Below are 25,498 nucleotides of genomic sequence, written 5' to 3'. Positions count from 1 at the left end.
TCACAGATGCCGGCCAAGCAGATGCTGCCGGGAAGACGGCCGACCACCGTCAGGGCGAGGGGCCGGGCCCGCCCGGCGTCCGGCGCCGAGCGGCCCGCCGGACGCGGGCCGCTCGCCCGCGTCCGGCGCACGCAACAGCAGTTGCGCAAGGCCTGGGACCGCCCGCTCACCGCCTACTACCTGATCCTCGGCAGCTCGCTGCTCATCACCGTGCTCGGCCTGGTGATGGTCTATTCGGCTTCGATGATCAAGGCGCTCCAGCTGGGCCTGGGCGACGCCTACTTCTTCAAGAAGCAGTTCCTGGCGGCCCTCATCGGCGCCGTCCTGATGCTGGCCGCCTCCCGGATGCCCGTACGGCTCCACCGGGCGCTGTCCTACCCCGTACTCGCCGGAACCCTGTTCCTGATGGTCCTGGTCCAGGTCCCCGGGATAGGGGTGGCGATCAACGGCAACCAGAACTGGATCTCCCTCGGCGGTCCGTTCATGCTCCAGCCCAGTGAGTTCGGCAAGCTCGCGCTGATCCTCTGGGGCGCCGACCTGCTGGCCCGCAAGGGCGACAAGGAACTGCTGAGCCAGTGGAAGCACCTGCTGGTGCCACTGGTCCCGGTCGCCTTCCTGCTGCTCGGACTGATCATGCTCGGCGGGGACATGGGCACCGCGATGATCCTCGGAGCCATCCTCTTCGGCCTCCTCTGGCTCGCCGGAGCGCCCACCCGGATGTTCGTCGGCGTGCTCGCCTTCGCGGGTGTGATCGTCGCACTGCTCATCAAGACCAGCCCGCACCGCATGGACCGGCTCGCCTGCCTCGGCGCGACAGAACCGGGCAAGAACGACCTTTGCTGGCAGGCCGTACACGGCATCTACGCCCTCGCGTCCGGTGGGTGGTTCGGATCCGGCCTGGGCGCCAGTGTGGAAAAATGGGGGCAACTGCCCGAAGCCCACACGGACTTCATCTTCGCCATCACCGGCGAGGAACTGGGGCTGGCGGGGACGCTGTCGGTGCTCGCCCTCTTCGCGGCCCTAGGCTATGCGGGTATCCGCGTGGCCGGACGCACGGAGGACTCCTTCGTACGGTATGCCGCGGGAGGCGTGACCACGTGGATCACGGCGCAGGCCGTGATCAACATCGGTGCGGTGCTCGGTCTGCTGCCGATCGCCGGGGTCCCGCTCCCGCTGTTCTCCTACGGAGGGTCGGCCCTGCTGCCGACCATGTTCGCGGTCGGACTGCTGATCGCGTTCGCGCGGGAGGAACCGGCGGCGCGTGCGGCGCTCGCGATGCGGCAGCCGAGGTCCGGCTGGAAGCGGCGCGGGCCGATATGGAAGTCGATGAGACGGCGCGTCAAGAAGCGTCCGTCCGGAGAGCGGTGAATTTCGGTGCATGTCGTACTCGCCGGTGGGGGGACCGCCGGCCACATCGAGCCGGCGCTCGCCCTCGCGGACGCCCTGCGCAGGCAGGACCCGACCGTGGGCATCACCGCCCTCGGGACGGAACGCGGACTCGAAACCCGCCTGGTGCCGGAGCGCGGCTACGAGCTGGGTCTCATCCCCGCCGTACCGCTGCCCCGCAAGCCCACGCCCGAGCTGATCACCGTCCCCGGACGGCTGCGCGGCACCATCAAGGCGGCCGAGGAGATCCTCGTACGCACCAAGGCCGACTGCGTCGTCGGCTTCGGCGGCTACGTCGCGCTGCCCGGCTACCTGGCCGCCAAGCGGCTTGGGGTGCCGATCATCGTCCACGAGGCCAACGCCCGGCCCGGACTGGCCAACAAGATCGGCTCCCGGTACGCCCACGCCGTCGCCGTGTCCACCCCGGACAGCAAGCTGCGCGGCGCCCGCTACGTGGGCATCCCGCTGCGCCGGTCGATCTCGACCCTGGACCGGTCCGCCGTCCGCCCCGAGGCGCGCGCCGCCTTCGGCCTGGACCCCAACCTGCCGACGCTGCTGGTCTCCGGCGGCTCCCAGGGCGCCCGCCGGCTCAACGAGACCATCCAGCAGATCGCGCCGACCCTCCAGCGCTCCGGGATCCAGATCCTCCACGCGGTCGGACCGAAGAACGAACTGCCGCGTGTCGACAACATGCCCGGGATGCCGCCGTATGTGCCGGTACCGTACGTGGACCGGATGGACCTCGCGTACGCCGCCGCCGACATGATGCTGTGCCGCGCGGGCGCGATGACCGTCGCCGAACTCTCCGCCGTCGGACTGCCGGCCGCCTATGTACCGCTGCCCATCGGCAACGGCGAACAGCGGCTCAACGCCCAGCCGGTGGTCAAGGCCGGTGGCGGTCTCCTGGTGGACGACGCGGAGCTGACGCCCGAGTGGGTGCTCGGCCAGGTGCTGCCGGTGCTGTCCGACCCGCACCGCCTCTACGAGATGTCCCGCGCCGCCGCCGAGTTCGGTCGCCGGGACGCCGACGACCTGCTCGTCGGTCTGGTCCACGAGGCGATCGCCGCACGCAGAGCCCGCTGAGCGGGGAACGCACAGACCAGGAGGCACAGGAGTGGCCGGAGCGACGACCGCACAGCGTGGGGCCGCCCGCAAGGGCAGGGGCCCCGGTTCGCCCAAGCCCCCCAAGCCCCCCAAGTCGTCGAAGAGGACCGGCCCGCGGGGCCCCGGTGGCGGTCGTTCGCGCCGGGTCCCCGTCCTGGTCTCCCTCACCGCCGCGGTGCTCCTCGCCGCGGGCGGCACCTGGGTGCTCTACGGCTCCTCCTGGCTCCGCGTCGAGAAGGTCACGACCGCCGGCACCGAGGTGCTCACCCCCGAGCAGGTCCTCGCCGCCGCGGCCGTGCCCGTCGGCGCACCCATGGTGGGCATCGACACCGACGAGATCGAGCAGCGGTTGCGAGCCGGGCTGCCCCGCATCGATTCGGTCGATGTGGCGCGCTCCTGGCCGCACGGAATCGGGCTGAAAGTGACGGAACGCAAACCCGTCCTGCTCATCAAGAAGGACGCGGAGTTCGTCGAAGTGGACGCATCGGGTGTGCGATTCGACACGGTCGCGAAACCACCCGCGGGTGTTCCGGTCCTCGAATTGGACGCGGCGCGGTCCCCGAGCGCCCGTCGCTTCGACGAGCAGCGGCTCCTGAACGAGGCCGTGGGCATCGCGGGCGGCCTGCCCAAGGCCATCGCGGCGCAGACCGTGCAGGTCAAGGTGCGGTCGTACGATTCAGTCGTACTGGAGCTCACCAAGGGGCGAACGGTCGTGTGGGGGAGCGGCGAACTGGGTGAGGCGAAGGGCCGGGCGTTGACCGCCTTGCTCAAAGCCGCTCCCAAGGCTGCTCACTTCGACGTCAGCGTTCCCACCGCCCCAGCGGTGTCCGGGAGTTGACGTCGAGTCGAACAGCGACGCACCCTGGTTGGCCACCGATACGGGTGATCACATAGGGTGAAAAGAAAAACGGGAGGTTCGGCGTGTTCGTTGAACACGCGCTACTTGTCGACTTAGTGTCCTGTTCGGAAGAGTCCAAGGAACAGACACACCCCTAACCCTAAACTTCAGGGTGAGGGTTCGGGTCGGCGCGTACGGACCGTCCCAATTTCGGCATCAGTCGTCGCAACGCAGGCCCGCGAGGCGGCGACACGTAACTCGAGGCGAGAGGCCTTCGACGTGGCAGCACCGCAGAACTACCTCGCAGTCATCAAGGTCATCGGTGTCGGCGGCGGTGGTGTCAATGCCATCAACCGAATGATCGAGGTCGGTCTCAAGGGCGTCGAGTTCATCGCCATCAACACGGACGCCCAGGCGCTGTTGATGAGCGACGCCGACGTCAAGCTCGACGTCGGCCGCGAACTCACCCGGGGCCTCGGCGCCGGAGCCAACCCGGCCGTCGGTCGCAAGGCGGCAGAGGACCACCGCGAGGAGATCGAGGAGGTCCTCAAGGGGGCCGACATGGTCTTCGTCACCGCCGGTGAGGGCGGCGGCACCGGAACCGGTGGCGCACCCGTCGTCGCCAACATCGCGCGCTCGCTGGGCGCCCTGACGATCGGTGTGGTCACCCGACCCTTCACCTTCGAGGGCCGGCGCCGCGCGAACCAGGCGGAGGACGGCATCGCCGAGCTCCGCGAAGAGGTCGACACCCTCATCGTCATCCCCAACGACCGCCTGCTGTCCATCTCGGACCGCCAGGTCAGCGTCCTCGACGCCTTCAAGTCGGCCGACCAGGTCCTCCTGTCGGGCGTCCAGGGCATCACGGACCTCATCACCACCCCGGGTCTGATCAACCTCGACTTCGCGGACGTCAAGTCCGTGATGTCCGAGGCGGGCTCGGCCCTCATGGGCATCGGCTCGGCCCGCGGCGACGACCGCGCGGTGGCCGCCGCCGAGATGGCGATCTCCTCGCCGCTGCTGGAGGCGTCCATCGACGGCGCCCGCGGCGTGCTGCTCTCCATCTCCGGTGGCTCGGACCTCGGTCTCTTCGAGATCAACGAGGCCGCGCAGCTGGTCAGCGAGGCCGCGCACCCCGAGGCGAACATCATCTTCGGTGCCGTCATCGACGACGCGCTCGGCGACGAGGTGCGCGTCACCGTGATCGCCGCCGGCTTCGACGGCGGACAGCCCCCGGCCCGCCGGGACAACGTCATCGGTGCCGCGTCCACCAAGCGCGAGGAGCCGGCCCCGGCGCCGGTCCGTGCCCCCGAGCCGGTCCGTCCGGCCTTCGGCGGACTCGGCACGGTCACCCCGCGTGAGGAGCCCCCGGCTCCGGTGGAGGTCCCGGTCGAGGCGGCGCCGCCCGCGCCGCAGGTCCCGACGGCCCGTCCGTACCAGGACAGCCCGGCCGAGGAACTGGACGTCCCGGACTTCTTGAAGTGACCCTGGGGCAGCACAGCGAGAACGGCGCCCACTTCGCCTTCACCGACCGGTGGGGCGGAGTGAGCGCCGTTCCGTACGAGGAGCTCAATCTCGGCGGCGCGGTCGGAGACGACCCGGCCGCCGTTCGTGCGAACCGGGACGGCGCGGCGCGCGAACTCGGCATCGATCCGGACCTGGTGGTCTGGATGAACCAGGTGCACGGGCGGGACGTGGCCGTGGTCGACGGACCCTGGGGCGCCGGGCAACCGGTGCCCGCCGTCGACGCGGTGGTCACGAGCCGCCGGGGCCTGGCCCTGGCCGTGCTGACCGCCGACTGCACGCCCGTCCTGCTCGCCGACCCCGTCGCCGGGATCGTGGGCGCCGCCCACGCCGGGCGGCCGGGGCTGGTCGCGGGGGTGGTCCCCGCCGCGGTCGAGGCGATGGTGGCCCTCGGCGCCGACCCCGGGCGCATGGTCGCCCGTACGGGACCGGCGGTCTGCGGGCGCTGCTACGAAGTACCGGCCGAGATGCGGGAGGCCGTCGCCGAGGTGGTGCCGGCCGCGTGGGCCGAGACCGGCTGGGGGACGCCGGCCGTGGACGTGGTCGCCGGGGTGCACGCGCAACTGGCGGAAGCGGGGGTGGCTTCCGTCCACCGTTCCCCGGTCTGCACACTGGAGTCGCGGGACCACTTCTCGTACCGCCGTGACCGGGTGACCGGGCGGCTCGCCGGATATGTGTGGTTGGAACGGATTGATGACAGACCGTAAGTCGGAACTCGCGGAGAACCTCGCGCGGGTGGAGGAGCGCATCGCGTCCGCCTGCGAGGCCGCGGGCCGCGCGCGGGAGGAGGTGACCCTCATCGTGGTCACCAAGACCTACCCCGCGAGCGACGTACGACTGCTGGCGGACCTGGGCATCCGTCATGTTGCGGAAAACCGCGACCAGGACGCCGCCCCCAAGGCCGCGGCCTGCGCGGACCTGCCGCTCGACTGGCACTTCGTCGGCCAGTTGCAGACGAACAAAGTCCGTTCCGTGGCGGGATACGCGCATGTGGTGCAGTCGGTCGACCGCCCGAAGCTCGTCACCGCGCTGTCGGCGGCGGCCGAGGGCGCCGGTCGCGAACTCGGCGTCCTCGTACAGATCGCCCTCGACGCCGAGTCGGGCGAACGGGGCACCCGGGGCGGCGCGGCCCCCGACCTCCTGCCGGAGTTGGCCGACCTCGTGGCCCGGGCACCCGGACTGCGGATCGACGGTCTCATGACCGTGGCCCCCCTGTCCGGCGAGTACGCGGGACGCGAACAGGCGGCCTTCGAGCGGCTGGTGGAATTGTCATCCCGCCTGCGCGCGGACCATCCGACTGCCACGATGGTGTCGGCCGGAATGAGTGCGGACCTGGAACAGGCGGTGAGGGCGGGTGCGACACATGTACGCGTCGGCACTGCGGTGCTCGGCGCGAGACCCCGGCTCGGGTAACGTCGCGAAGAAAGTCGGACCACAGCAGAAAATATGGTCATTTCCGCAGATGAGCGGACAGACCAAGTGGATCGCGGGCAGTTGGTGACTTTGGTGACACAGCGACCTTGCTGACTGACACAGCGACACCTGCGACAGGGCGATCCACCACAGAGCGGAGGACTCGGAGAATGGCCGGCGCGATGCGCAAGATGGCGGTCTACCTCGGCCTCGTGGAGGACGACCGGTACGACAACCCTGGGTACGACCCCGACGACGAGTTCGAGCCCGAGCCGGAGCCGGAGCGTCCGCGAGACCGAGACCACCGGCAGCAGCCCGTGCACCAACCGCCCGTAAGGGACGAACCGGTACGAGCCGTACAGCCTCCGGCACAGCGGGAACCCCTCCCGATGCCGGTGGAAAGCGGACGTCCGGCACGAATTGCCCCCGTGGCATCCATCACACCTGACCGCACCAACCAGGAGAAGAACGCCCCCGTGATCATGCCCAAGGTCGTCTCCGAGCGGGAGCCGTACCGCATCACGACGCTGCACCCCCGGACCTACAACGAGGCCCGTACCATCGGGGAACACTTCCGTGAGGGCACTCCGGTGATCATGAATCTCACGGAGATGGACGACACGGACGCGAAGCGTCTGGTCGACTTCGCCGCCGGCCTCGTGTTCGGTCTGCACGGCAGCATTGAACGCGTGACACAGAAGGTGTTCCTGCTGTCGCCTGCTAACGTCGATGTCACGGCGGAGGACAAGGCCCGCATTGCGGAGGGCGGGTTCTTCAACCAAAGCTAGACCGATCCGTCAGATACGGGACCGGGAACAGAGCGGAAGCAGGGGAGAGGGAAGCGCGGGATGGGCGTCGCACTGCAAGTGGTCTACATCGCGCTGATGTGCTTCCTCATCGTGCTGATCTTCCGACTGGTCATGGACTACGTGTTCCAGTTCGCACGTTCATGGACACCCGGCAAGGCGATGGTGGTCGTCCTGGAGGCCACCTACACTGTCACCGATCCACCGCTCAAGCTTCTTCGGCGTTTCATCCCGCCGTTGCGTCTCGGGGGCGTGGCACTCGACCTGTCCTTCTTCGTTCTGATGATCATCGTTTACATCCTCATCAGTTTCGTGAGCACCGCTGCGAGAAGCGTGTGAACGATGTGCTCCCCACACGCGCGGGGATGCTCCAGGTCTTGCCGACTGCCGACGACTACGTAGAGGTGAAGAAGACATGCCGCTGACTCCCGAGGACGTGCGGAACAAGCAGTTCACGACCGTCCGCCTGCGAGAAGGCTATGACGAGGACGAGGTCGATGCCTTCCTCGACGAGGTCGAGTCCGAGCTGACGCGCCTGCTGCGCGAGAACGAGGACCTGCGCGCCAAGCTGGCCGCCGCCACGCGCGCCGCCGCGCAGAACCAGCAGAACCAGCAGCAGCAGCAGGGGATGCGCAAGCCGGAGCCCCAGGACCAGCGCGGCCCGGGTGCCCCCGTGCCCGCGGCCATATCCGGCCCGCCGCAGCAGCAGCAGCCGCAGATGGGCCCGCCGCAGCTTCCGGGCGGCCAGCCCCAGCTGCCTCCGGGCCCCGGCGGACAAGGACCGCAGGGTCCGGGCCAGATGGGCAACCCCATGCAGCAGCAGTCCATGGGTGGCCAGCACCCCATGGCACCGCAGCAGCAGCAGCAGATGCAGCAGCCCATGCACCAGCAGATGCAGCAGCAGCAGTCCATGGGCGGCCAGAACCAGCTCGGTCAGCCGATGGGCCAGCAGATGCAGCCGATGGGGCAGCAGATGCAGCCCATGGGCCAGCCGATGCACCAGCAGCAGCCGCAGCTCCCGCAGCAGGGCCCCGGTGGCGACAGCGCCGCCCGCGTCCTGTCGCTCGCGCAGCAGACCGCCGACCAGGCGATCGCGGAGGCCCGCTCCGAGGCCAACAAGATCGTCGGCGAGGCCCGTTCGCGCGCCGAGGGCCTGGAGCGGGACGCCCGTGCCAAGGCCGACGCGCTGGAGCGGGACGCGCAGGAGAAGCACCGCGTCGCGATGGGCTCCCTGGAGTCCGCCCGCGCCACGCTGGAGCGCAAGGTCGAGGACCTGCGGGGCTTCGAGCGTGAGTACCGCACGCGTCTGAAGTCGTACCTGGAGTCGCAGCTGCGCCAGCTGGAGACCCAGGCCGACGACTCCCTGGCTCCGCCGCGCGGGCCCGCCGGTCCGGCGCTGCCGCCGTCGCAGTCCCCGTCCATGGCTCCGGCCGGCGCGATGGGTCACTCGATGGGGAACCCGTCCATGGGCGGCCCGTCCCCGATGGGCGGCCCCTCCCCGATGGCCGGCGGACCGTCCTACGGTGGCCAGCAGCAGATGTCCCCGGCCATGACCCAGCCGATGGCTCCGGTCCGGCCGGCCGCGCCGCAGCCGATGCAGGCGCCGTCGCCGATGCGCGGTTTCCTGATCGACGAGGACGACAACTAGGCGTCATCGCCGCCCGATCGGTCGGGTCGGCAGTCTTACGGGCCGGGCCCGGTTCCCCTGCGGGGGTGCCGGGCCCGGCCCGTTCCCGTACCCGGGGGGCGGGTGGCGCCGCCGCGCGGGTGTCTCCCCGCCCCGCCCTTCCTCCGTTCCCCGGGCTGCGCCCGGACCCCGTGCGCGTGCGACGCCGTTGCCGGGGGCCCCGCCCCCGGACCGCCGCGCCTCAAACGCCGGCGGGGCTGGTTCCGGGTTGGGGGAGCCCGCACGTCAGGTGCCGGCCGGGGGTGGGGGCCGGGGTGCGGGAACGGGAACGGCCCGCACCTCCGGGAGGGGGTGCGGGCCGTTTCGGTTCGGGAAGGGGTTACGCCTTGCGGAGGCGGAACGTCAGTGACAGGGACTCGTCCGCGAACGGGTCGCCGTACGTGGCGTCGGCCTCGCCCTTGGCGAAGTCGGTGGCGAGGACCTCGTCGGCGATGAGCGCCGCGTGGTCCGTCAGGGCCGTGACGACCTCCGGGTCGGTGGAGGACCACCGCAGGGCGATCCGGTCCGCGACGTCCAGCCCGGAGTTCTTGCGGGCCTCCTGGATCAGCCGGATCGCGTCACGGGCCAGGCCCGCCAGCCGCAGTTCCGGGGTGATCTCCAGGTCCAGGGCCACCGTGGCGCCGGAGTCCGAGGCCACCGACCAACCCTCGCGCGGGGTCTCGGTGATGATGACCTCCTCCGGGGTGAGGGCCACGGTCTCGCCGTTCACCTCGATCTCCGCGGTACCGCCCCGCAGGGCCAGCGACAGCGCCGCCGCGTCGGCCGCGGCGACGGCCTTCGCGACGTCCTGCACGCCCTTGCCGAAGCGCTTGCCCAGGGCGCGGAAGTTGGCCTTCGCCGTCGTGTCGACCAGGGACCCGCCGACCTCCGAGAGGGAGGCCAGCGAGGAGACGTTCAGCTCCTCCGTGATCTGTCCCCGGAGCTCCGGGGACAGGTCGTCGAAGCCCACCGCCCCGACCAGCGCGCGCGAGAGCGGCTGACGGGTCTTGACGCCCGACTCCGCACGGGTCGCCCGGCCCAGCTCCACGAGGCGGCGCACCAGCAGCATCTGCTGGGACAGGCCGCGGTCGATCGCCGCGGTGTCCGCGACCGGCCAGCTCGACAGGTGCACCGACTCCGGGGCCTCGGGGGTGACCGGAACGATCATGTCCTGCCAGACCCGCTCGGTGATGAACGGGGTCAGCGGCGCCATCAGCCGGGTGACCGTCTCCACCACGTCGTGCAGGGTGCGCAGCGCGGCCGCGTCGCCCTGCCAGAAGCGGCGGCGCGAGCGCCGGACGTACCAGTTCGACAGGTCGTCGACGAACGCGGACAGCAGCTTGCCGGCGCGCTGGGTGTCGTACGCCTCCAGCGCGTCCGTGACCTCGGAGGTCAGGGTGTGCAGCTCGGAGAGCAGCCAGCGGTCCAGCACCGTGCGGTCGGCGGGCGCCGGATCCGAGGCGGAGGGCGCCCAGTTGGAGGTGCGGGCGTAAAGGGCCTGGAAGGCGACCGTGTTCCAGTACGTGAGGAGCGTCTTGCGGACGACCTCCTGGATCGTGCCGTGGCCCACGCGCCGCGCCGCCCACGGCGAGCCGCCGGCGGCCATGAACCAGCGGACGGCGTCGGCGCCGTGCTGGTCCATCAGCGGGATCGGCTGGAGGATGTTGCCCAGGTGCTTGGACATCTTGCGGCCGTCCTCGGCGAGGATGTGGCCGAGGCAGACCACGTTCTCGTAGGAGGACTTGTCGAAGACGAGGGTACCGACCGCCATCATCGTGTAGAACCAGCCGCGCGTCTGGTCGATGGCCTCCGAGATGAACTGCGCCGGGTAGCGCTTCTCGAAGATCTCCCTGTTCTTGTACGGGTAGCCCCACTGCGCGAACGGCATCGAACCCGAGTCGTACCAGGCGTCGATGACCTCCGGCACGCGAACCGCTTCGAGGGAGCAGCCCTCGGCGGTGCAGGGGAAGGTGACGGCGTCGATGTACGGGCGGTGCGGGTCCAACTGCGACTGGTCCGTGCCGGACAGCTCGCTCAGCTCGGCGCGCGAGCCGACGCAGGTGAGGTGGTCCTCCTCGCAGCGCCAGATCGGCAGCGGGGTGCCCCAGTAGCGGTTGCGGGACAGCGCCCAGTCGATGTTGTTGTTCAGCCAGTCGCCGAAGCGGCCCTGCTTGACGGAGTCCGGGAACCAGTTGGTCTTCTCGTTCTCCCGCAGCATCGCGTCCTTGACGGCGGTGGTGCGGACGTACCAGGACGGCTGCGCGTAGTAGAGCAGGGCGGTGTGGCAGCGCCAGCAGTGCGGGTAGCTGTGCTCGTAGGCGATGTGCTTGAAGAGCAGGCCGCGCGCGTCGAGGTCGGCGGTCAGTTTCTCGTCGGCCTTCTTGAAGAAGACGCCGCCCACGAGCGGGACCTCCTCCTCGAAGGTGCCGTCGGGACGGACCGGGTTCACGACCGGCAGGCCGTACGCGCGGCAGACCGCGAGGTCGTCGGCGCCGAAGGCGGGGGACTGGTGGACGAGACCGGTGCCGTCCTCCGTCGTGACGTACTCGGCGTTCACGACGTAGTGGGCGGGCTCGGGGAACTCGACGAGGGAGAACGGGCGCTCGTACGTCCAGCGCTCCATCTCCTTGCCCGTGAAGGACTGGCCGGTGGCCTCCCAGCCCTCGCCGAGGGACTTCTCCAGCAGCGGCTCGGCGACGACGAGCTTCTGCTCGCCGTCCGTCGCGACGACGTAGGTGACCTCGGGGTGGGTCGCGACCGCCGTGTTGGACACCAGGGTCCAGGGGGTCGTCGTCCACACCAGCAGCGCGGCCTCGCCGGCGAGCGGGCCGGAGGTCAGCGGGAAGCGGACGTAGACCGAGGGGTCGACGACGGTCTCGTAGCCCTGGGCCAGCTCGTGGTCGGACAGGCCGGTGCCACAGCGCGGACACCAGGGGGCGACGCGGTGGTCCTGGGTGAGGAGGCCCTTGTTGAAGATCTCCTTCAGCGACCACCACACGGACTCGACGTACTCGGGGTCCATGGTCCGGTAGGCGTCGTCCAGGTCGACCCAGTAGCCCATCCGGGTCGTGAGCTCGGCGAACGCGTCGGTGTGGCGGGTCACGGACTCGCGGCACTTGTCGTTGAACTCGGCGATGCCGTACGCCTCGATGTCCTGCTTGCCGTTGAAGCCGAGTTCCTTCTCGACGGCGAGCTCGACGGGCAGGCCGTGGCAGTCCCAGCCGGCCTTGCGGGCGACGTGGTAGCCGCGCATGGTGCGGAACCGGGGGAAGACGTCCTTGAAGACGCGGGCCTCGATGTGGTGCGCGCCGGGCATGCCGTTCGCGGTGGGCGGGCCCTCGTAGAAGACCCATTCGGGGCGGCCCTCGGACTGCTCCAGGGTCTTGGCGAAGGTCTTGCTCTCGCGCCAGAAGTCGAGGACCGCGTGCTCAAGGGCAGGCAGGTCGACCTGGGCGGGTACCGGGCGGTATTGCGGCGGTGTGGTCATGAGGCTGAACTCTTCCTCCGGCGGGGTGTCACTTCCGTCCGGAGGGACGAGAGCACTGACGCTCCCGCGGTACCACCCTCCTTGGCCCCCGGGCGTGCCGGTGGCCCCCTCATTGGGGTGCGAAGCCGGTTCTACGGGCCCTGCGGGCCTTCTTCCGGCGGCTCCGGGGTGATCCTTCACGTCGCGCTCGCCCCCGGGCTCTCACCGTCCCCGGGTCGCTCCTGGCTGCGTCCGACGCTACTCGTCCCCATCCATGCCTCTCGCTGGGCCCAGTGTACGGGCCGGTGCGGCGCGCGGCCGACCGCTTTACGCCGGTCGGCGGCGGGGCGCGGGGCCGGTGCCGGTATGACCCGAATGGGCCGACGGGCGGGTACGGGATCCACCGGGGCGGGCGGGGCGGATTACCGGGCGTCACGCTGGGCACAACGGATGCAGGTTGACCTCGACGGACGCGTGCCCCGTTGCCGTGGGGTCGGAGCCGATTTATCGTTCCGGCACGATTCACAAACAAGATCACAGTATGTGAAAAGGGGCCGCGGCCATGGTGGCGAAGAAGACGGCGACGCAGGAGGTGGCTGCTGTGCCAGGCTCCACGCCTGCCACCGAGCGGGCCGCTCCGGCCAAGAAGGCGACCGCGAAGAAGGCCCCGGCGAAGAAGTCGGCGGCGGCGGAACCCGCCGAGGCCGCCAAAGCCGCCAAGACGGCCAAGACGGTGAAAACGGCGAAAACGGCGAAGGCGGCCCGGTCCGCCGGGTCCCCGGCGGCGAAGCGCACCACGAGCAAGGCCACGGCCAAGGCGGCCGCGGCCGAGGGGGCGGCTCCGGCCGCGCAGAAGACGGGAGCTCGGAAAGTGGTTGCCAAGAAGACTGCGGGTACGGCCAGGAAGACGGCCACTGCCGCCACCAGCGGGCTCCCCAAGGCGCACGCCGCCGCGCCCCTCACGTCCGGGGAGCTCGCCGTACGCCCCGGTGAGGACCCCTGGACGACCGAGGAGGTCGAGGAGGCCCGTACGGAGCTGCTGTCGGAGGTGCTGCGGCTGCGGGCCGAGCTGGAGGCCTCCGAGGTGGCGATCACCGGCCTGATGCGGGACTCGGGCGACGGCGCGGGCGACGACCAGGCCGACACCGGCACCAAGAACATCACCCGGGAGTCCGAGCTCGCCCTCGCGGCGAACGCCAGCTCGATGCTGGAGCAGACCGAGCGGGCCCTGGAACGCCTGGAGGCGGGCACCTACGGGCTCTGCGAGAACTGCGGGCAGCCCATCGGCAAGGCGCGGATGCAGGCCTTCCCGCGGGCCACGCTGTGTGTGGACTGCAAGCAGAAGCAGGAGCGGCGCCACTAGTCGGTGCTGTGCTGTGCGGTGCGGTCCGTTGCGGGGCGCGTCGTGCTGCTTTCGCTTCGCGGGCCGTGTCGGGCGGGGCCCCGGCCGGCCCGCCGGCGCGCGAGGAGGCCCGGGCCGGGGCACCCGCGCACACCCTGACGTACTCTCGTGTACCAGTCAGGGTCCAGGTCCGGCGCCGTGCGCCGATCACCTGGTTCGCGCTAGTTCGAGGGACTCACGTGGCAGAGGCGGAGCGCATCATCGGTACGCCGGAGATCGGGGACGGCGCCGAGCCGCAGGCGGAGCCGGACGCGCCCAAGGGGCACCGGCGGATCGTCGCGCTGCTCGTCGTGGCGCTGCTGGCCTACCTGCTCGACCTCGGCAGCAAGATGGTGGTCGTGGCGAAGCTGGAGCACCAGCCGCCGATCGAGATCATCGGTGACCTGCTGAGGTTCGAGGCGGTCCGCAACCCCGGAGCGGCCTTCGGTTTCGGCGAGGCCTTCACGATCATCTTCACCTGCATCGCGGCGGGCGTCATCGTCGTGATCGTGCGGCTGGCGCGCAAGCTCTACAGCCTGCCGTGGGCGATCGCGCTCGGCCTGCTGCTGGGCGGCGCGCTCGGCAACCTCACCGACCGGATCTTCCGCTCGCCGGGCGTGTTCCGCGGCGCGGTCGTCGACTTCATCGCCCCCACCCACTTCGCCGTCTTCAACCTCGCCGACTCGGCGATCGTGTGCGGCGGCATCCTGATCGTCCTGCTCTCCTTCAAGGGCCTGGACCCGGACGGCACCGTCCACAAGGACTGATCGCGGGGCGCTCGCGGGAATCGCCGTCCGTCGAGTCCGGCATACTCGACAGGTGAGTACGATTCCCGAGATCCGCACCCTGCCCGTTCCCGATGGCCTCGAAGGCGAGCGCGTGGACGCCGCCATCGCCCGTATGTTCGGTTTTTCCCGGACGAAGGCGGCCGAACTGGCGTCCGAGGGGAAGGTGTCGGTCGACGGCAGTGTCGTCGGGAAGTCCGAGCGCGTGCACGGCGGTGCCTGGCTCGAAGTCGAGATGCCCGCACCTCCGCGTCCGGTCGAGCTCGTCGCCGAGCCGGTCCCCGGCATGGAGATCGTCCACGACGACGACGACATCGTGGTCATCATGAAGCCGGTGGGCGTCGCCGCCCACCCGAGCCCCGGCTGGACGGGCACCACCGTCATCGGTGGCCTCGCCGCCGCCGGCTACCGGATCTCCACCTCCGGCGCCGCCGAACGCCAGGGCATCGTGCACCGCCTCGACGTGGGCACCTCCGGCCTGATGGCCGTCGCCAAGTCCGAGCGCGCGTACACCTCGCTCAAGAACCAGTTCCGCGAGCGCGTCGTGGACAAGCGCTACCACGCGCTGGTGCAGGGCCACCCGGACCCGATGAGCGGCACGATCGACGCCCCCATCGGCCGGCACCCGAACGCCGACTACAAGTGGGCCGTGACGCAGGAGGGCAAGCCCTCCGTCACCCACTACGACCTCATCGAGGCCTTCCGCGCGGCCTCGCTGCTGGACATCAAGCTGGAGACCGGGCGCACGCACCAGATCCGCGTGCACATGTCCGCGCATCGGCACCCCTGCGTCGGCGACCTGACCTACGGCGCCGACCCGACCGTGGCCAAGCGGCTGGGGCTGACCCGGCAGTGGCTGCACGCGGTCCGTCTCGGCTTCGAGCACCCCTCCGACGGCCAGTGGGTGGAGTTCGAGAGCGGCTACCCGGCCGACCTCCGGCACGCGCTGGATGTGATCCGGGCCGAGAGCCAGTGACGGCCCCCGCCGTCACCGTCCGGGTCGCGTCCTCGGACGCCGACCTGGCGGCCTGCTACGCCGTGCGGACCGAGGTGTTCGTCGTCGAGCAGTCCGTGCCCGAGTCCATCGAGTACGACGCCTACGACGCGATCGCCCTGCACGTGCTGGCCACCGGACCGGACGGCGGGCCGCTCGGTACCGGCCGGCTGCTGTACGGGCCCGAGGCCCTGGGCAAGACCGGTTCCCCGGAGGTCGGCTCCCTCGGGCGGCTGGCCGTCACCAAGTCCGCGCGCGGACTCGGCGTCGGGGTGGCGCTGGTCCGCGCGATCGAGGCGGAGGCGGTGCGGATCGGGCTGGCCGCCGTGGATCTGGGTGCGCAGACGCATGCGCTCGGCTTCTACGAGAGGCTCGGGTACGTGGCCTACGGGCCGGAGTTCCTCGACGCGGGGATTCCGCACCGCTCCATGCGGAGGGCCCTGGCCGGGCGGTAAGTCGGGGAGGGGTGCTGATCCCCTGATCCCCGGGCTTCGGCCCGTGCCCGTTCGGAGTGTGCGGCGCCGTTGCCGGGGGCGCTGCCCCCGGACCCCCGCGCCTCAAACGCCGGCGGGGCTGGAGTAGGACCCTCGCGCCTCAAACGTCGGCGGGGCTGGAGTAGGACCCTCGCGCCTCAAATGCCGGCCGGGCTGGAGTGGGATCGCGGCGCCTCGAATGCCGGCGGGGCTGGGGTGGGAGCCCCGCGCCTCGAACGTCGGCGGGGCTGGAGTAGGACCCCCGCGCCTGAAACGCCGGCGGGGCTGGAGTGGGATCACGGCGCTCCAACGCCGGCGGGGCTGGAGTGGGCCGGCGAGGTCGGGGAGGGGGTGCCTCGGGCGTCGGTGGGGCGACACGGGGTGTGGCTGCTTCGGTGGGCGGGGTGGGCCGGCAGGGTGGGGGAGTGGATCAGCTCGCCCTGTTGTTCGTACTGCTGCTCGGAGCCGTCGTCACCGTTCCGCTCGGGGACCGGCTCGGGCTGCCCGCGCCGGTCCTGATGACCCTCGGCGGCATCGTGCTCGCCCTGGTGCCGGCCGTGCCGAACGTGAACATCCCGCCCGACTACATCCTGCCCCTGGTGCTGCCGCCGCTGCTGTACGCGTCGGTGCAGCGCACCTCCTGGCGGCAGTTCGCCGCGAACGTCCGGCCGATCCTGCTGCTGGCCGTCGCCCTGGTGTTCGTGACCACCGCCGCCGTCGCCGCCGTGGCGAACGCCGTCATCCCCGGCCTGCCGATCGCCGCCGCGGTCGCGCTCGGCGCGCTGGTCGCCCCGCCCGACCCGGTCGCCGCCACCGCCGTCGCCGGGTCGCTCGGGCTGCCGCGCCGGATGGTGTCCATCCTGGAGGGCGAGGGGCTGTTCAACGACGTCACCGCGATCGTGCTGTACCACGTGGCCGTCGCCGCGGCGGTGAGCGGCAGCTTCTCCTGGCCCGAGGCCCTCGGGGAGTTCGTGCTGTCCGCCGTGGTCGCCGTCGCGGTGGGGCTCGCGCTCGGCTGGGCCACCCAGCGGCTCATGGGTCGGCTCGACGACGCCACGCTCCAGATCGGCCTGACGCTGTTGGTGCCCTTCGTCTCGTACGTCGTGGCGGAGGAGATGCAGGGTTCGGGCGTGCTGGCCGTGCTGACGACGGCGCTGTTCCTCGCCGAGTACGCCTCGGACGCCGACGACGTGCTGGGCCGCCTCGCCGGGCACACGTTCTGGGAAGTCGTCGACATGCTGGTCACCGGGGTGGCGTTCGGGCTGATCGGTCTGGAGCTGCACAACGTCTTCGGGGTCGCCAAGGGCCGGGCCTGGGAGATGGCGGGCTGGGCGAGCGTGGTGATCGCGGTCGTCGTCGGCGTCCGGTTGCTCTGGCTGCTGCCGGCCGGCTGGCTGGCGCGGAAACTGCACCGGCGGCGCGACTACGACGAGGAGATCCCGGTCAGCTGGCGGGAGAGCGTGGTCATGTGGTGGGCCGGGATGCGGGGGGTGGCCTCGGTGGCCCTGGCCCTCGCCATCCCGTTGCGCACCGATGCCGGCGAACCCTTCCCCGGACGCGACGAGATCGTCTTCATCGCCTTCGCGGTGATCATGGTGACCCTGGTCTGCCAGGGCCTGACCCTGCCGTGGCTGGTGCGCCGGCTGGGCGTGGAGGCGGACGTGGACGCCGAGCGGGAGACGGAACGGCAACTGGCGATCCGCGCCGCGAAGGCCGCCAAGCGCCGCCTGAAGGAGATCGAGGAGGTCGAGGACCTGCCCGACGACCTGGTGGAGACGCTGTACCGGCGGGCCTACGACGTCGGGGCCAGGATCAGCCCGGACATGGTCGACGAGGAACGCCGCGAGGCCTACGCCCAGCGGGTGGAACGCATTCGGCACGTCCAGCGGATCCAGCGGGAGATGATGTCCGCCGCCCGCCACGAGGTCCTGGCCGCCCGTAGCGAACCCGGCTCCGACCCGGAGATCGTGGACCGGGTCCTGCGCCACCTCGACGTGCGCAGCCTGCGCAGCCCGTAGGGCCCGGCCGGGGCGGCGTCCGCTACGGGCGGGGGGCGGCCTCCGTGGTCGTGACGCGGGGGAGGGCGTACGGGTGGTGCTCGGTCAGCCAGCCGATCATCCGCTCGCGCACCGCGCAGCGCACCGTCCAGATGTCGTCGGCGTCCTTGGCGGTGGCCGTCGCGCGGACCTGGATGGTGTGCGGAGTGGTGTCGGTGACGACCAGGCCGCAGGAGCGACCGTCCCATTCGGGCACGTCCTTGAGGATGTCCGTGAGCCGCTCGCGCATCAGGGCGACGGGCGCCGAGTGGTCCAGGTGCCAGAAGACGGTGCCGGTCATCTCCGCGCCGCCGCGCGACCAGTTCTCGTACGGCTTGCTGGTGAAGTAGGAGACCGGCATCGTGATCCGGCGCTCGTCCCAGGTGCGGACCACGAGGAAGGTGAGGGTGATCTCCTCGACCTTGCCCCACTCCTTGTCCACGACCACGGTGTCCCCGATGCGGACGGTGTCGCCGAAGGCGATCTGCAGTCCGGCGAAGAGGTTGCCGAGGGCTGCCTGGGCGGCGATGCCCGCGACGATGCCGAGGACGCCGGCCGAGGCCAGCATCGAGGCGCCGAGGGTGCGCATCGGGGGGAAGGTCAGCAGCATGGCGGCGACGGCGACCACCACGACCACGGCCGTGACCACCCGCTGGATCAGCGTGACCTGGGTGCGGACCCGGCGTACCCGGGCGTCGTCCGGGGCTCCCGACGCGTAGCGCGCGTACGAGGCGTCGACGATCGCCGTCGCGATGCCCACGAGCAGCCAGGCCGTCGAGGCGATCATCACCAGGGTCAGCGCGCGGCCCACGCCGACGGTGTGGTCGGGCAGGACGCCGGCCTCCCGGTAGCTGCCGCGCAGCAGGGCCGTGCCCAGGACCAGCCGGAACGGCAGGCCGCAGCGGCGCAGCAGCCCCCACAGCGGGGTTTCCGGATGCCGGGCGTCCGCCTTGCGCAGCAGCAGGTCGAGCAGCCACCCGGCGAGCAGGGCGAGCGCCAGGGCGATTCCGATGACGAGGACGGGACGCAGGACGTTCTCCATATCCATGCCAGAGAACGTAACCGGGGAACCCGCCGGGAAACTGGCACGATGGGAGACATGAACATCATGCTCTTCCATTCGACGTACGGGCTGAGGCCCGCGGTGCACGCGGCGGCCGACCGGCTGCGGGCGGCCGGACACCGGGTCGAGGTGCCCGACCTCTTCGAGGGCCGCACGTTCGCCACGGTCGAGGAAGGCATCGCCCACCAGGAGGAGATCGGCCGGGACGAGCTGCTCAAGCGGGCGGTGCTGGCCGCGGCTCCCCACTCCGACCAGGGCCTGGTCTACGCGGGCTTCTCCTTCGGCGGTTCCGTCGCCCAGCACCTGGCACTGGCCGACGACAAGGCGCGCGGGCTGCTGCTCCTGCACGGTACGGCCGACCTGGCGGAGGACGCCTCCGCCGACGAGCTGCCGGTGCAGCTGCACATCGCCGACCCGGACCCCTTCGAGCCGCACGACTGGCTGACGGCCTGGTACCTGCGGATGCGGCGGGCCGGCGCGGACGTGGAGGTGCACACCTACCCCGGCGCCGGGCACCTGTTCACGGACCCGGACCTCGACGACTACGACGCCGAGGCCGCCGAGGAGGCCTGGAAGGTGTCGCTCGGGTTCCTCGACACCCTGTAGACGACGCGGGGCACGGTCCGGCGCTCTCCGGTCCGTGCCCCGCGCCCGTCGATGCCGGGAGGCGGCGGGTCAGCCCGCCCGGTAGGCGGTCCAGCTGCTCGTCATGCGAGCCACCTGACCGGCGGTGAACTGGTACATGCAGGAGTCGTACGTGTAGTCCATGAAGTTGCGGATCGGGTCGGCGCCCGGCTTGCTCGCGCAGCTGTCACGGCCGGTCGGGCACTCGTAGGCGGCGGTCTTCTCGGCCGGGGTGTCGGAGACGTAGTCGCCGTTGCCGTTACAGCCGCCCTGGAAGGTGTGGTAGAGCCCCAGCCAGTGGCCGACCTCGTGGGTGGCGGTGTCGCCCTCGTTGTAGTTGGCGGAGGAGCCGCCGGGCAGCGAGCTGTCGAGTACGACCACGCCGTCCATCTTGGGGCCGGCGGCGTAGGAGGTCGGGAAGGTCGCCCAGCCGAGCAGGCCGCCCGACAGGTTGGCGGTGTAGAAGTTGAGCGCGCCCGGGCCGCCCTTGCGCAGGGTGTTCTTCATGTTCTTCTCGGCCGTGGAACCGGAGGCCAGGTTGTACCAGCCGCTGTTGTCCGTGTAGTCGGTCGAGGCCAGGGTGAACTGGAAGTTGGAGTTCACGTTGCCGGTGCCCTGGCCGCCGTAGGCCGCGTTCAGGACCGCCAGCTGCTTGGCGATGTCCGTGGCCGTCAGCTTTCCGGTGGTGCCGGAGTGGATGACGTGGAAGTGCACGGGGATGTTCGTGACGGCCTCGGCGGCGCGCAGGCTGCGCTGCGGCTGGTTCTTGAGGGCCTTGTCGAGCTTCGACTTGAGGTCGGCGTCCATGGCCTGCGCCTGGCCGTCGGTGACCTCGTTGGGCTCGGCCGCGTGCTCGTCGTGGGGGCGGGCGACGCGGGCGTCGGCGGGCGCCCCGGTCGTACCTTCCTCGGCGCACACCTCGGCGGGGGTCTTGGCGGCGGCGAGCGTGGTGGGCGTGGCGAGCGGGGTGAAGGCCAGGGTTCCGGCCAGGACCGCCGTGGTCATCAGGCGGCGGCGGAGAAGGGGGGATATGCGGGCAGAAGCGCGCACGTGAGCTCCTCGCGGTGGGGGGTGTTGGCCGGAGGATCTCTCCGACTGGCGCGAAGCTTATGTGTTCATGACATATTCAGGTCAAGATCCAGACGTAAAAGATTTGTTGCCGGTGATGCCGAAGGGGCGCTTGGGATGACCCAAGCGCCCCTTTTCGCAATAGGATTGACGGTTCGTCAGTGGCTGGGTCGGTACACCCGCTCCACCTTCTGCGTGCCGTTCGACGTGCGGTACGAGCGGGCCCAGGCGGAGGTCGCGTCCTGCCGCCGCTTGTCCGAGACCACGTAGTAGTCCATCTGTGAACGCTCGGCCGTGACGTCCAGGACCCCGTAGCCGTGGGAGTCCATGTCCAGCCACTTCACGTGCCAGTTCGCGGCCTTGATGGCCGATTCGGCGACCAGCGATGCGGTGTCCGCCGGCACGTGGAGGATGTCGTCCACGTTGTCCGAGGTCACCGAGGTCACCACGAACTCGGTCGCCGCGCTGCCCGAACCCGGGTACGTCGCCTTGTGCACCGGGACCTCGTTCGCCCACGCCATGTGGATGTCGCCGGTCAGGAACACGGTGTTCTTGATGTTCCGGTCCTTCAAGTGGTTCAGGAGTTCCTTGCGGTCGTCCGTGTAGCCGTCCCACTGGTCCACGTTGGCCGCGATGCCGCCCTCGGGCAGGCCGAGCAGCTTCGTGAGCGGTTGGAGCAGGTGCGCGGGCAGCGCGCCGAACGCCACGGGCGAGATCATCACCGAGGTGCCGACCAGCTTCCAGGTCGCGTTCGAGCCGGCCAGCCCCTGCTTCAGCCAGTCCAACTGCGCCCGCCCCGTGAGGGTGCGCTCCGGGTCGTCCACCGATCCGGAGCCCACCTTGACCTGCTGCGAGCGGAACGAGCGCAGGTCGAGGAGGTGCAGGTCGGCGAGGGTGCCGAAGCGCAGACGCCGGTAGACGGTGCCGGCGACGGAGGTGCGCACGGGCATCCACTCGAAGTACGCCTGCTTGGCGGCGGCCGCGCGGGCCGCCCAGTCGCCCTCGGCGCCCGGGGTGTGGTTCTCGGCGCCCCCCGCCCACGCGTCGTTGGCGAACTCGTGGTCGTCCCAGATCGCGACGATCGCGTGGGCGGCGTGCAGCGCCTGGAGGTCGGTGTCCGTCCTGTACTTGCCGTGCCGGGTGCGGTAGTCGGCCAGGGTCACGATCTCGTGCCGCGGCTCGTGCGCGCGGACGGTGTACTTCGCCTCCGGGTAGCCGCCGCTCGGGTACTCGTAGATGTAGTCGCCCAGGTGCAGGATCGCGTCCAGGTCGGCGCGGGCTGCGAGGTGCCGGTACGCCGAGAAGTAGCCGGCCTCCCAGTTGGCGCAGGAGACCACGCCGAAGCGCACCCCCGCCGTCGTGGTGTCGACGGCCGGGGCGGTCAGGGTGCGTCCGACGGGGGAGACGCCGGCGCCGGCGGTGAACCGGTACCAGTACGGGGTGTGGGGGCGCAGTCCGCGCACGTCGACCTTGACCGTGTGGTCGGAGGCGGCGCTCGCGGTGACGGTGCCGCCGGCGACGACGCGGGAGAAGGCCTTGTCCTCGGCCACCTCCCAGCCCACGGCCGTGGCCGGGCCGAGTCCGGAGCCGGGTACGGCCTCCGGGGTCGGGGTGACCCGGGTCCACAGCAGGACCCCGTCGGGAAGCGGGTCGCCGGAGGCGACGCCGTGGGCGAAGGCGGGCGCGGCCCCCGCCGCGTGGGCGGCCGGGGCGCCCAGGGCGGTGAGCGGCGCGAGTGCGGCGGTGGCCGCGGCGGCCAGGACGACCGTGCGGCGGCGCGGGTGGGCCGGGCGCTCGGCGGAGCCGGCGGAAGGGATGAGATGACTGGTCACGGACAAGGATATTACTGATCGGTACACGCCTGGGAACAGACATGGAACGGCAACGGGCGGGCGAACTCCAGGAGTTCGCCCGCCCGTGTGCGGTGGTGTGACGGTGGATCAGCCGGCGATGGCCTTGTCGAGCGCCGCCGTGAACGCCTCGGCGGTCTGCGGGGTCTCGATCTTCTTGCCGTCCATCTTCAGCGTCGGGGTGCCCTTGACGTCGGAGTTGTTGAAGACCTTCGACATCTCCAGCGCCCAACGGTCGTACGTACCGTCCTCGACGGCCTTCTTGAACTCGGCGTTGCCCTTGAGCGCGGGCACCGTGTCCGCGACCTTGAGCAGGTAGTCGTCCTTGGCGAAGCTGTCGACCGTCTCCTCCGGGTGCAGCTCCTTCGAGTAGAGCGCGCCCTTGTAGTCGAGGAAGGCCTGCGGGCTGACGTTCAGCGCGGCGCCGAGCGCGCTCAGCGCGTTCTTCGAGCCCTCGCCCTTGACCGCGTTGTCGATGAAGGTGGCGCCGAAGTACTGCAGCTTGTACTTGCCGGCGTCGACGTCCTTCTTGACCTGCTCGCCCACGGCCTGCTCGAACGAGGCGCACGCCGGGCAGCGCGAGTCCTCGTACAGCTCCAGGGTCTTCTTCGCCTCGGCCTTGCCGATGACGACCGTGGTGCCGTCCTCGCCGGTGGTGTTCTTCGGCTTCACCAGGGCGGCGTCGGCCGCCTTGTCCCAGTAACCGGGCTGGTTGGCCTGCACGACCGCGTAGCCGACGCCGCCGGCCAGCGCGAGGACGCCGACGACCGCTCCGGCCACGACCAGCTGCCGGCGCGCGCGGTCCTTCTTGGCCTGCTTCTCGCGCTCGATCCGCAGCTTCTCGCGGGCCGCCGCCTTGCTCGCCTGGCTGTTGCGTGAACTCATCATGATCTCCGTGGGATGTGCGTGTGGATGGGGAACCGCCGTACGTACGTCAGGCGCTCGTGAGCGCCGCGCGTACGGGAGGTCCCCGCCGTCCCACGGAATGCGCGGGGAACCGCGTACGGCTCCCCGTGCGGGCGACCGACGGGCGCAGCGCCCGCCGTACCGCCCCGGCGGCCACCGACACCGCGGCCACCGCCAGCAGCAGCGGCCGGAACGCGAACGCGGCGACGGCCCGCAGCAGCCGGGCCAGCGACCGCTCGCCGCCCCGCAGCCAGGCCGCGGCCAGCAGACCGACCGTGACGTGGGCGCCCAGCAGCAGCCAGGGCGTCCACGGCCCGGGGGCGGCCAGCAGCGCCGCGGGGTCGGAGGCGGGTCCGGACACCTCGGCCAGCGGTCCGCCCACCGGGGTCCCGCCGCACAGCTCGTCCAGGCCCATCGCGCGCAGCGGGCCGGAGACCGGACCGCCCGCCGGGCCGTAGCAGAGGTGCTGCCCGGCGGTGAAGACGGTGTCGGCCGCCAGCTCCAAAGGCACCAGCAGGGCGGCGATGGGGCCGAAGCCCCGTTCCCGGCCCGCCAGCGCGAAGGCGATGAAGAACACACCGACGAAGGCCCCGGCCACCAGGGCGGGCGGCAGCGGCACCCGGGACATCAGCACGTGGGACCCCGCCGAGAGCAGCACGACGAGTGCGCTGAACAGCGCGGCCCTCAGCCCTCGGAATCCCGTCCCTGATACGTCCATCGTCGCGAGTGTGCCATGACTCCCTGTGAACCCGGGCCCTGGGGCCGGGACCCCGTGGGGACCTACGACGTGATCCGGCCGTTGCGGAACAGGTCCACGAAGATCTGGTGGTCGGCGCGCGCCCGGGCCCCGTAGGCGTGGGCGAACTCGACCAGCAGCCGGGTGAAGCCCTCCTCGTCGGCCGCGATGGCCGCGTCGATGGCGCGCTCGGTGGAGAACGGGACCAGGGACTGGCCGCTCTCCGCCTCGTCGGCCGCCGCGTGCATGGTGGCCGTCGCCCGACCGAGGTCGGCGACGACCGCCGCGATCTCCTCCGGGTCGTCCAGGTCGGACCAGTCCAGGTCCACCGCGTACGGGGAGACCTCCGCCACCAGCTGCCCCGCGCCGTCCAGCTCGGTCCAGCCGAGCCACGGGTCGGCGTGGGCCTGGAGGGCCCGCTGGGAGATCACCGTGCGGTGCCCCTCGTGCAGGAAGTACTCCCGCACCGCCCGGTCGGTGATGTGCCGGGACACGGCGGGGGTCTGCGCCTGCTTGAGGTAGATCACGACGTCGTTCTCCAGGGCGTCGCTGTGCCCCTCCAGCAGGATGTTGTACGAGGGCAGGCCCGCCGAGCCGATGCCGACGCCCCGGCGACCGACCACGTCCTTGACCCGGTACGAATCCGGCCGGACCAGGGACTCCTCCGGGAGGGTCTCCAGGTACCCGTCGAAGGCGGCCAGCACCTTGTACCGGGTCGCCGCGTCCAGCTCGATCGCCCCGCCGCCCGCCGTGAAGCGGCGCTCGTGGTCGCGGATCTCCGTCATCGAGTCCAGCAGGGAGAACCGGGTGCGCGAGCGGGCCGCGCGCAGCGCCGACAGCAGCGGGCCCTCGGCGCTGTCCAGGGTGAAGGAGGGGACCTCCTCCTCGTAGGGTGCCTCGCCCCGGACGGCCAGCCGGTGGATCCGCTCCCGGTAGGAGGCGGCGTAGGTCCGCACCAGCTCGCTGATCTGCTCGTCGCTGAGGGCCTTGGTGTAGCCGATCAGGGCGACGGAGGCGGCGAACCGCTTGAGGTCCCAGGTGAAGGGGCCGACGTACGCCTCGTCGAAGTCGTTCACGTTGAAGATCAGTCGACCTTCGGAGTTCATGTACGTGCCGAAGTTCTCGGCGTGCAGGTCGCCGTGGATCCACACCCGGCCCGTCCGCTCGTCGAGGAAGGGGCCGCCGTGCCGGTCCCGCTCCAGGTCGGCGTAGAACAGGCAGGCCGTGCCACGGTAGAAGGCGAAGGCGGAGGCGGCCATCTTCCGGAACTTGACCTGGAAAGCGGCGGGGTCGGCGACGAGCAGCTCACCGAACGCGGTGTCGAAGACATCGAGTATCTGTTCGGCGCGCTGTTCGTCGGTCGTCTCGGGAACCGCCATGGC

Annotated in this window: 22 protein-coding genes; 15 read left to right on the top strand and 7 right to left on the bottom strand. The window is 71.0% G+C overall.

Annotated elements, in window-relative coordinates:
* The first annotated feature begins 6 nt into the window (after positions 1 to 6).
* The 9 genes from ftsW to ACFVS6_RS30395 all read left to right on the top strand — a co-directional run bounded on the left by ftsW (position 7) and on the right by ACFVS6_RS30395 (position 8,716).
* Positions 7 to 1,368, top strand: a complete 1,362-nt coding sequence (gene ftsW, locus ACFVS6_RS30435) for a putative lipid II flippase FtsW (RefSeq protein ID WP_389708859.1) — start codon at positions 7 to 9, stop codon at positions 1,366 to 1,368.
* 6 nt (positions 1,369 to 1,374) lie between these two features.
* A complete protein-coding gene (gene murG, locus ACFVS6_RS30430) occupies positions 1,375 to 2,469 on the top strand; it encodes an undecaprenyldiphospho-muramoylpentapeptide beta-N-acetylglucosaminyltransferase (protein WP_281206005.1) in 1,095 nt (364 codons plus the stop codon).
* A 31-nt stretch (positions 2,470 to 2,500) separates the two neighbouring features.
* Positions 2,501 to 3,328 (top strand): cell division protein FtsQ/DivIB, encoded by an 828-nt coding sequence (locus ACFVS6_RS30425; protein WP_389708857.1) that lies wholly within the window; start codon positions 2,501 to 2,503, stop codon positions 3,326 to 3,328.
* Between the two features lie 279 nt (positions 3,329 to 3,607).
* Positions 3,608 to 4,810, top strand: coding sequence for a cell division protein FtsZ (gene ftsZ / locus ACFVS6_RS30420; RefSeq protein ID WP_281206003.1), 1,203 nt, complete (start codon positions 3,608 to 3,610; stop codon positions 4,808 to 4,810).
* Positions 4,807 to 5,556, top strand: a complete 750-nt coding sequence (pgeF, locus tag ACFVS6_RS30415; RefSeq protein WP_389708855.1) for a peptidoglycan editing factor PgeF — start codon at positions 4,807 to 4,809, stop codon at positions 5,554 to 5,556. Before ftsZ ends, pgeF begins: the two co-directional genes overlap by 4 nt.
* On the top strand, positions 5,543 to 6,262 hold the full coding sequence (locus ACFVS6_RS30410; protein WP_389708853.1) for a YggS family pyridoxal phosphate-dependent enzyme: 720 nt from the start codon (positions 5,543 to 5,545) through the stop codon (positions 6,260 to 6,262). The genes pgeF and ACFVS6_RS30410 overlap by 14 nt, the downstream gene beginning before the upstream one ends.
* 170 nt (positions 6,263 to 6,432) lie before the next feature.
* Positions 6,433 to 7,050, top strand: a complete 618-nt coding sequence (locus ACFVS6_RS30405) for a cell division protein SepF (protein ID WP_389708851.1) — start codon at positions 6,433 to 6,435, stop codon at positions 7,048 to 7,050.
* 60 nt (positions 7,051 to 7,110) lie between these two features.
* The gene (locus tag ACFVS6_RS30400) at positions 7,111 to 7,407 is read left to right on the top strand and encodes a YggT family protein (RefSeq protein ID WP_030155988.1); all 297 of its coding nucleotides are present in this window, start codon (positions 7,111 to 7,113) and stop codon (positions 7,405 to 7,407) included.
* A gap of 76 nt (positions 7,408 to 7,483) precedes the next feature.
* Positions 7,484 to 8,716, top strand: coding sequence for a DivIVA domain-containing protein (locus tag ACFVS6_RS30395; protein ID WP_389708849.1), 1,233 nt, complete (start codon positions 7,484 to 7,486; stop codon positions 8,714 to 8,716).
* A gap of 358 nt (positions 8,717 to 9,074) precedes the next feature.
* Here ACFVS6_RS30395 and ileS read toward each other — a convergent pair whose 3' ends face one another.
* A complete protein-coding gene (ileS, locus tag ACFVS6_RS30390; protein ID WP_389708847.1) occupies positions 9,075 to 12,221 on the bottom strand; it encodes an isoleucine--tRNA ligase in 3,147 nt (1,048 codons plus the stop codon).
* Positions 12,222 to 12,762: 541 nt separating this feature from the next.
* Here ileS and ACFVS6_RS30385 point away from each other — a divergent pair.
* From ACFVS6_RS30385 to ACFVS6_RS30365, 5 genes are all read left to right on the top strand, one after another.
* Positions 12,763 to 13,563 (top strand): TraR/DksA family transcriptional regulator, encoded by an 801-nt coding sequence (locus ACFVS6_RS30385; protein ID WP_389708845.1) that lies wholly within the window; start codon positions 12,763 to 12,765, stop codon positions 13,561 to 13,563.
* Between the two features lie 218 nt (positions 13,564 to 13,781).
* Positions 13,782 to 14,348 (top strand): signal peptidase II, encoded by a 567-nt coding sequence (gene lspA / locus ACFVS6_RS30380; RefSeq protein ID WP_389708843.1) that lies wholly within the window; start codon positions 13,782 to 13,784, stop codon positions 14,346 to 14,348.
* A 52-nt stretch (positions 14,349 to 14,400) separates the two neighbouring features.
* On the top strand, positions 14,401 to 15,342 hold the full coding sequence (locus ACFVS6_RS30375) for an RluA family pseudouridine synthase (protein ID WP_281205993.1): 942 nt from the start codon (positions 14,401 to 14,403) through the stop codon (positions 15,340 to 15,342).
* Entirely contained in the window at positions 15,339 to 15,815 is a 477-nt protein-coding gene (locus tag ACFVS6_RS30370; protein ID WP_389708841.1) for a GNAT family N-acetyltransferase, read from the top strand. The genes ACFVS6_RS30375 and ACFVS6_RS30370 overlap by 4 nt, the downstream gene beginning before the upstream one ends.
* A 443-nt stretch (positions 15,816 to 16,258) precedes the next feature.
* Positions 16,259 to 17,851: a Na+/H+ antiporter gene (locus tag ACFVS6_RS30365; protein WP_389708839.1), complete on the top strand. Its 1,593-nt coding sequence runs from the start codon at positions 16,259 to 16,261 to the stop codon at positions 17,849 to 17,851.
* Between the two features lie 22 nt (positions 17,852 to 17,873).
* On the opposite strand, the gene ACFVS6_RS30360 is transcribed toward ACFVS6_RS30365, so the two are convergent.
* Positions 17,874 to 18,911 carry a mechanosensitive ion channel family protein gene (locus tag ACFVS6_RS30360; RefSeq protein WP_389708924.1) on the bottom strand — a complete coding sequence of 346 codons (1,038 nt, stop codon included), beginning with the start codon at positions 18,909 to 18,911 and terminating at the stop codon, positions 17,874 to 17,876.
* Positions 18,912 to 18,959: 48 nt separating this feature from the next.
* On the opposite strand from ACFVS6_RS30360, the gene ACFVS6_RS30355 reads away from it, so the two are divergent.
* Positions 18,960 to 19,538 carry a dienelactone hydrolase family protein gene (locus ACFVS6_RS30355; RefSeq protein WP_281205990.1) on the top strand — a complete coding sequence of 193 codons (579 nt, stop codon included), beginning with the start codon at positions 18,960 to 18,962 and terminating at the stop codon, positions 19,536 to 19,538.
* Between the two features lie 69 nt (positions 19,539 to 19,607).
* Here the strand turns inward: ACFVS6_RS30355 and ACFVS6_RS30350 are convergent, their stop codons facing one another.
* The 5 genes from ACFVS6_RS30350 to ACFVS6_RS30330 form a co-directional block, all read right to left on the bottom strand.
* Complete coding sequence (locus ACFVS6_RS30350) at positions 19,608 to 20,561, bottom strand: zinc metalloprotease (RefSeq protein ID WP_389708922.1); 954 nt, start codon at positions 20,559 to 20,561, stop codon at positions 19,608 to 19,610.
* A gap of 221 nt (positions 20,562 to 20,782) precedes the next feature.
* On the bottom strand, positions 20,783 to 22,456 hold the full coding sequence (locus ACFVS6_RS30345; RefSeq protein WP_389708837.1) for an alkaline phosphatase D family protein: 1,674 nt from the start codon (positions 22,454 to 22,456) through the stop codon (positions 20,783 to 20,785).
* A gap of 108 nt (positions 22,457 to 22,564) precedes the next feature.
* Complete coding sequence (locus tag ACFVS6_RS30340) at positions 22,565 to 23,359, bottom strand: DsbA family protein (protein ID WP_389708836.1); 795 nt, start codon at positions 23,357 to 23,359, stop codon at positions 22,565 to 22,567.
* Between the two features lie 49 nt (positions 23,360 to 23,408).
* The gene (locus tag ACFVS6_RS30335) at positions 23,409 to 24,098 is read right to left on the bottom strand and encodes a hypothetical protein (RefSeq protein WP_389708834.1); all 690 of its coding nucleotides are present in this window, start codon (positions 24,096 to 24,098) and stop codon (positions 23,409 to 23,411) included.
* A gap of 62 nt (positions 24,099 to 24,160) precedes the next feature.
* On the bottom strand, positions 24,161 to 25,495 hold the full coding sequence (locus ACFVS6_RS30330) for a DUF2252 domain-containing protein (RefSeq protein WP_389708832.1): 1,335 nt from the start codon (positions 25,493 to 25,495) through the stop codon (positions 24,161 to 24,163).
* Between the last annotated feature and the right edge of the window lie 3 nt (positions 25,496 to 25,498).

The sequence above is a fragment of the Streptomyces sp. NPDC057939 genome (assembly GCF_042887545.1).
Taxonomy (GTDB): domain Bacteria; phylum Actinomycetota; class Actinomycetes; order Streptomycetales; family Streptomycetaceae; genus Streptomyces.
Note: the sequence above shows the minus strand (reverse complement) of the source record. Positions and strands in the feature narration are given on the sequence as shown.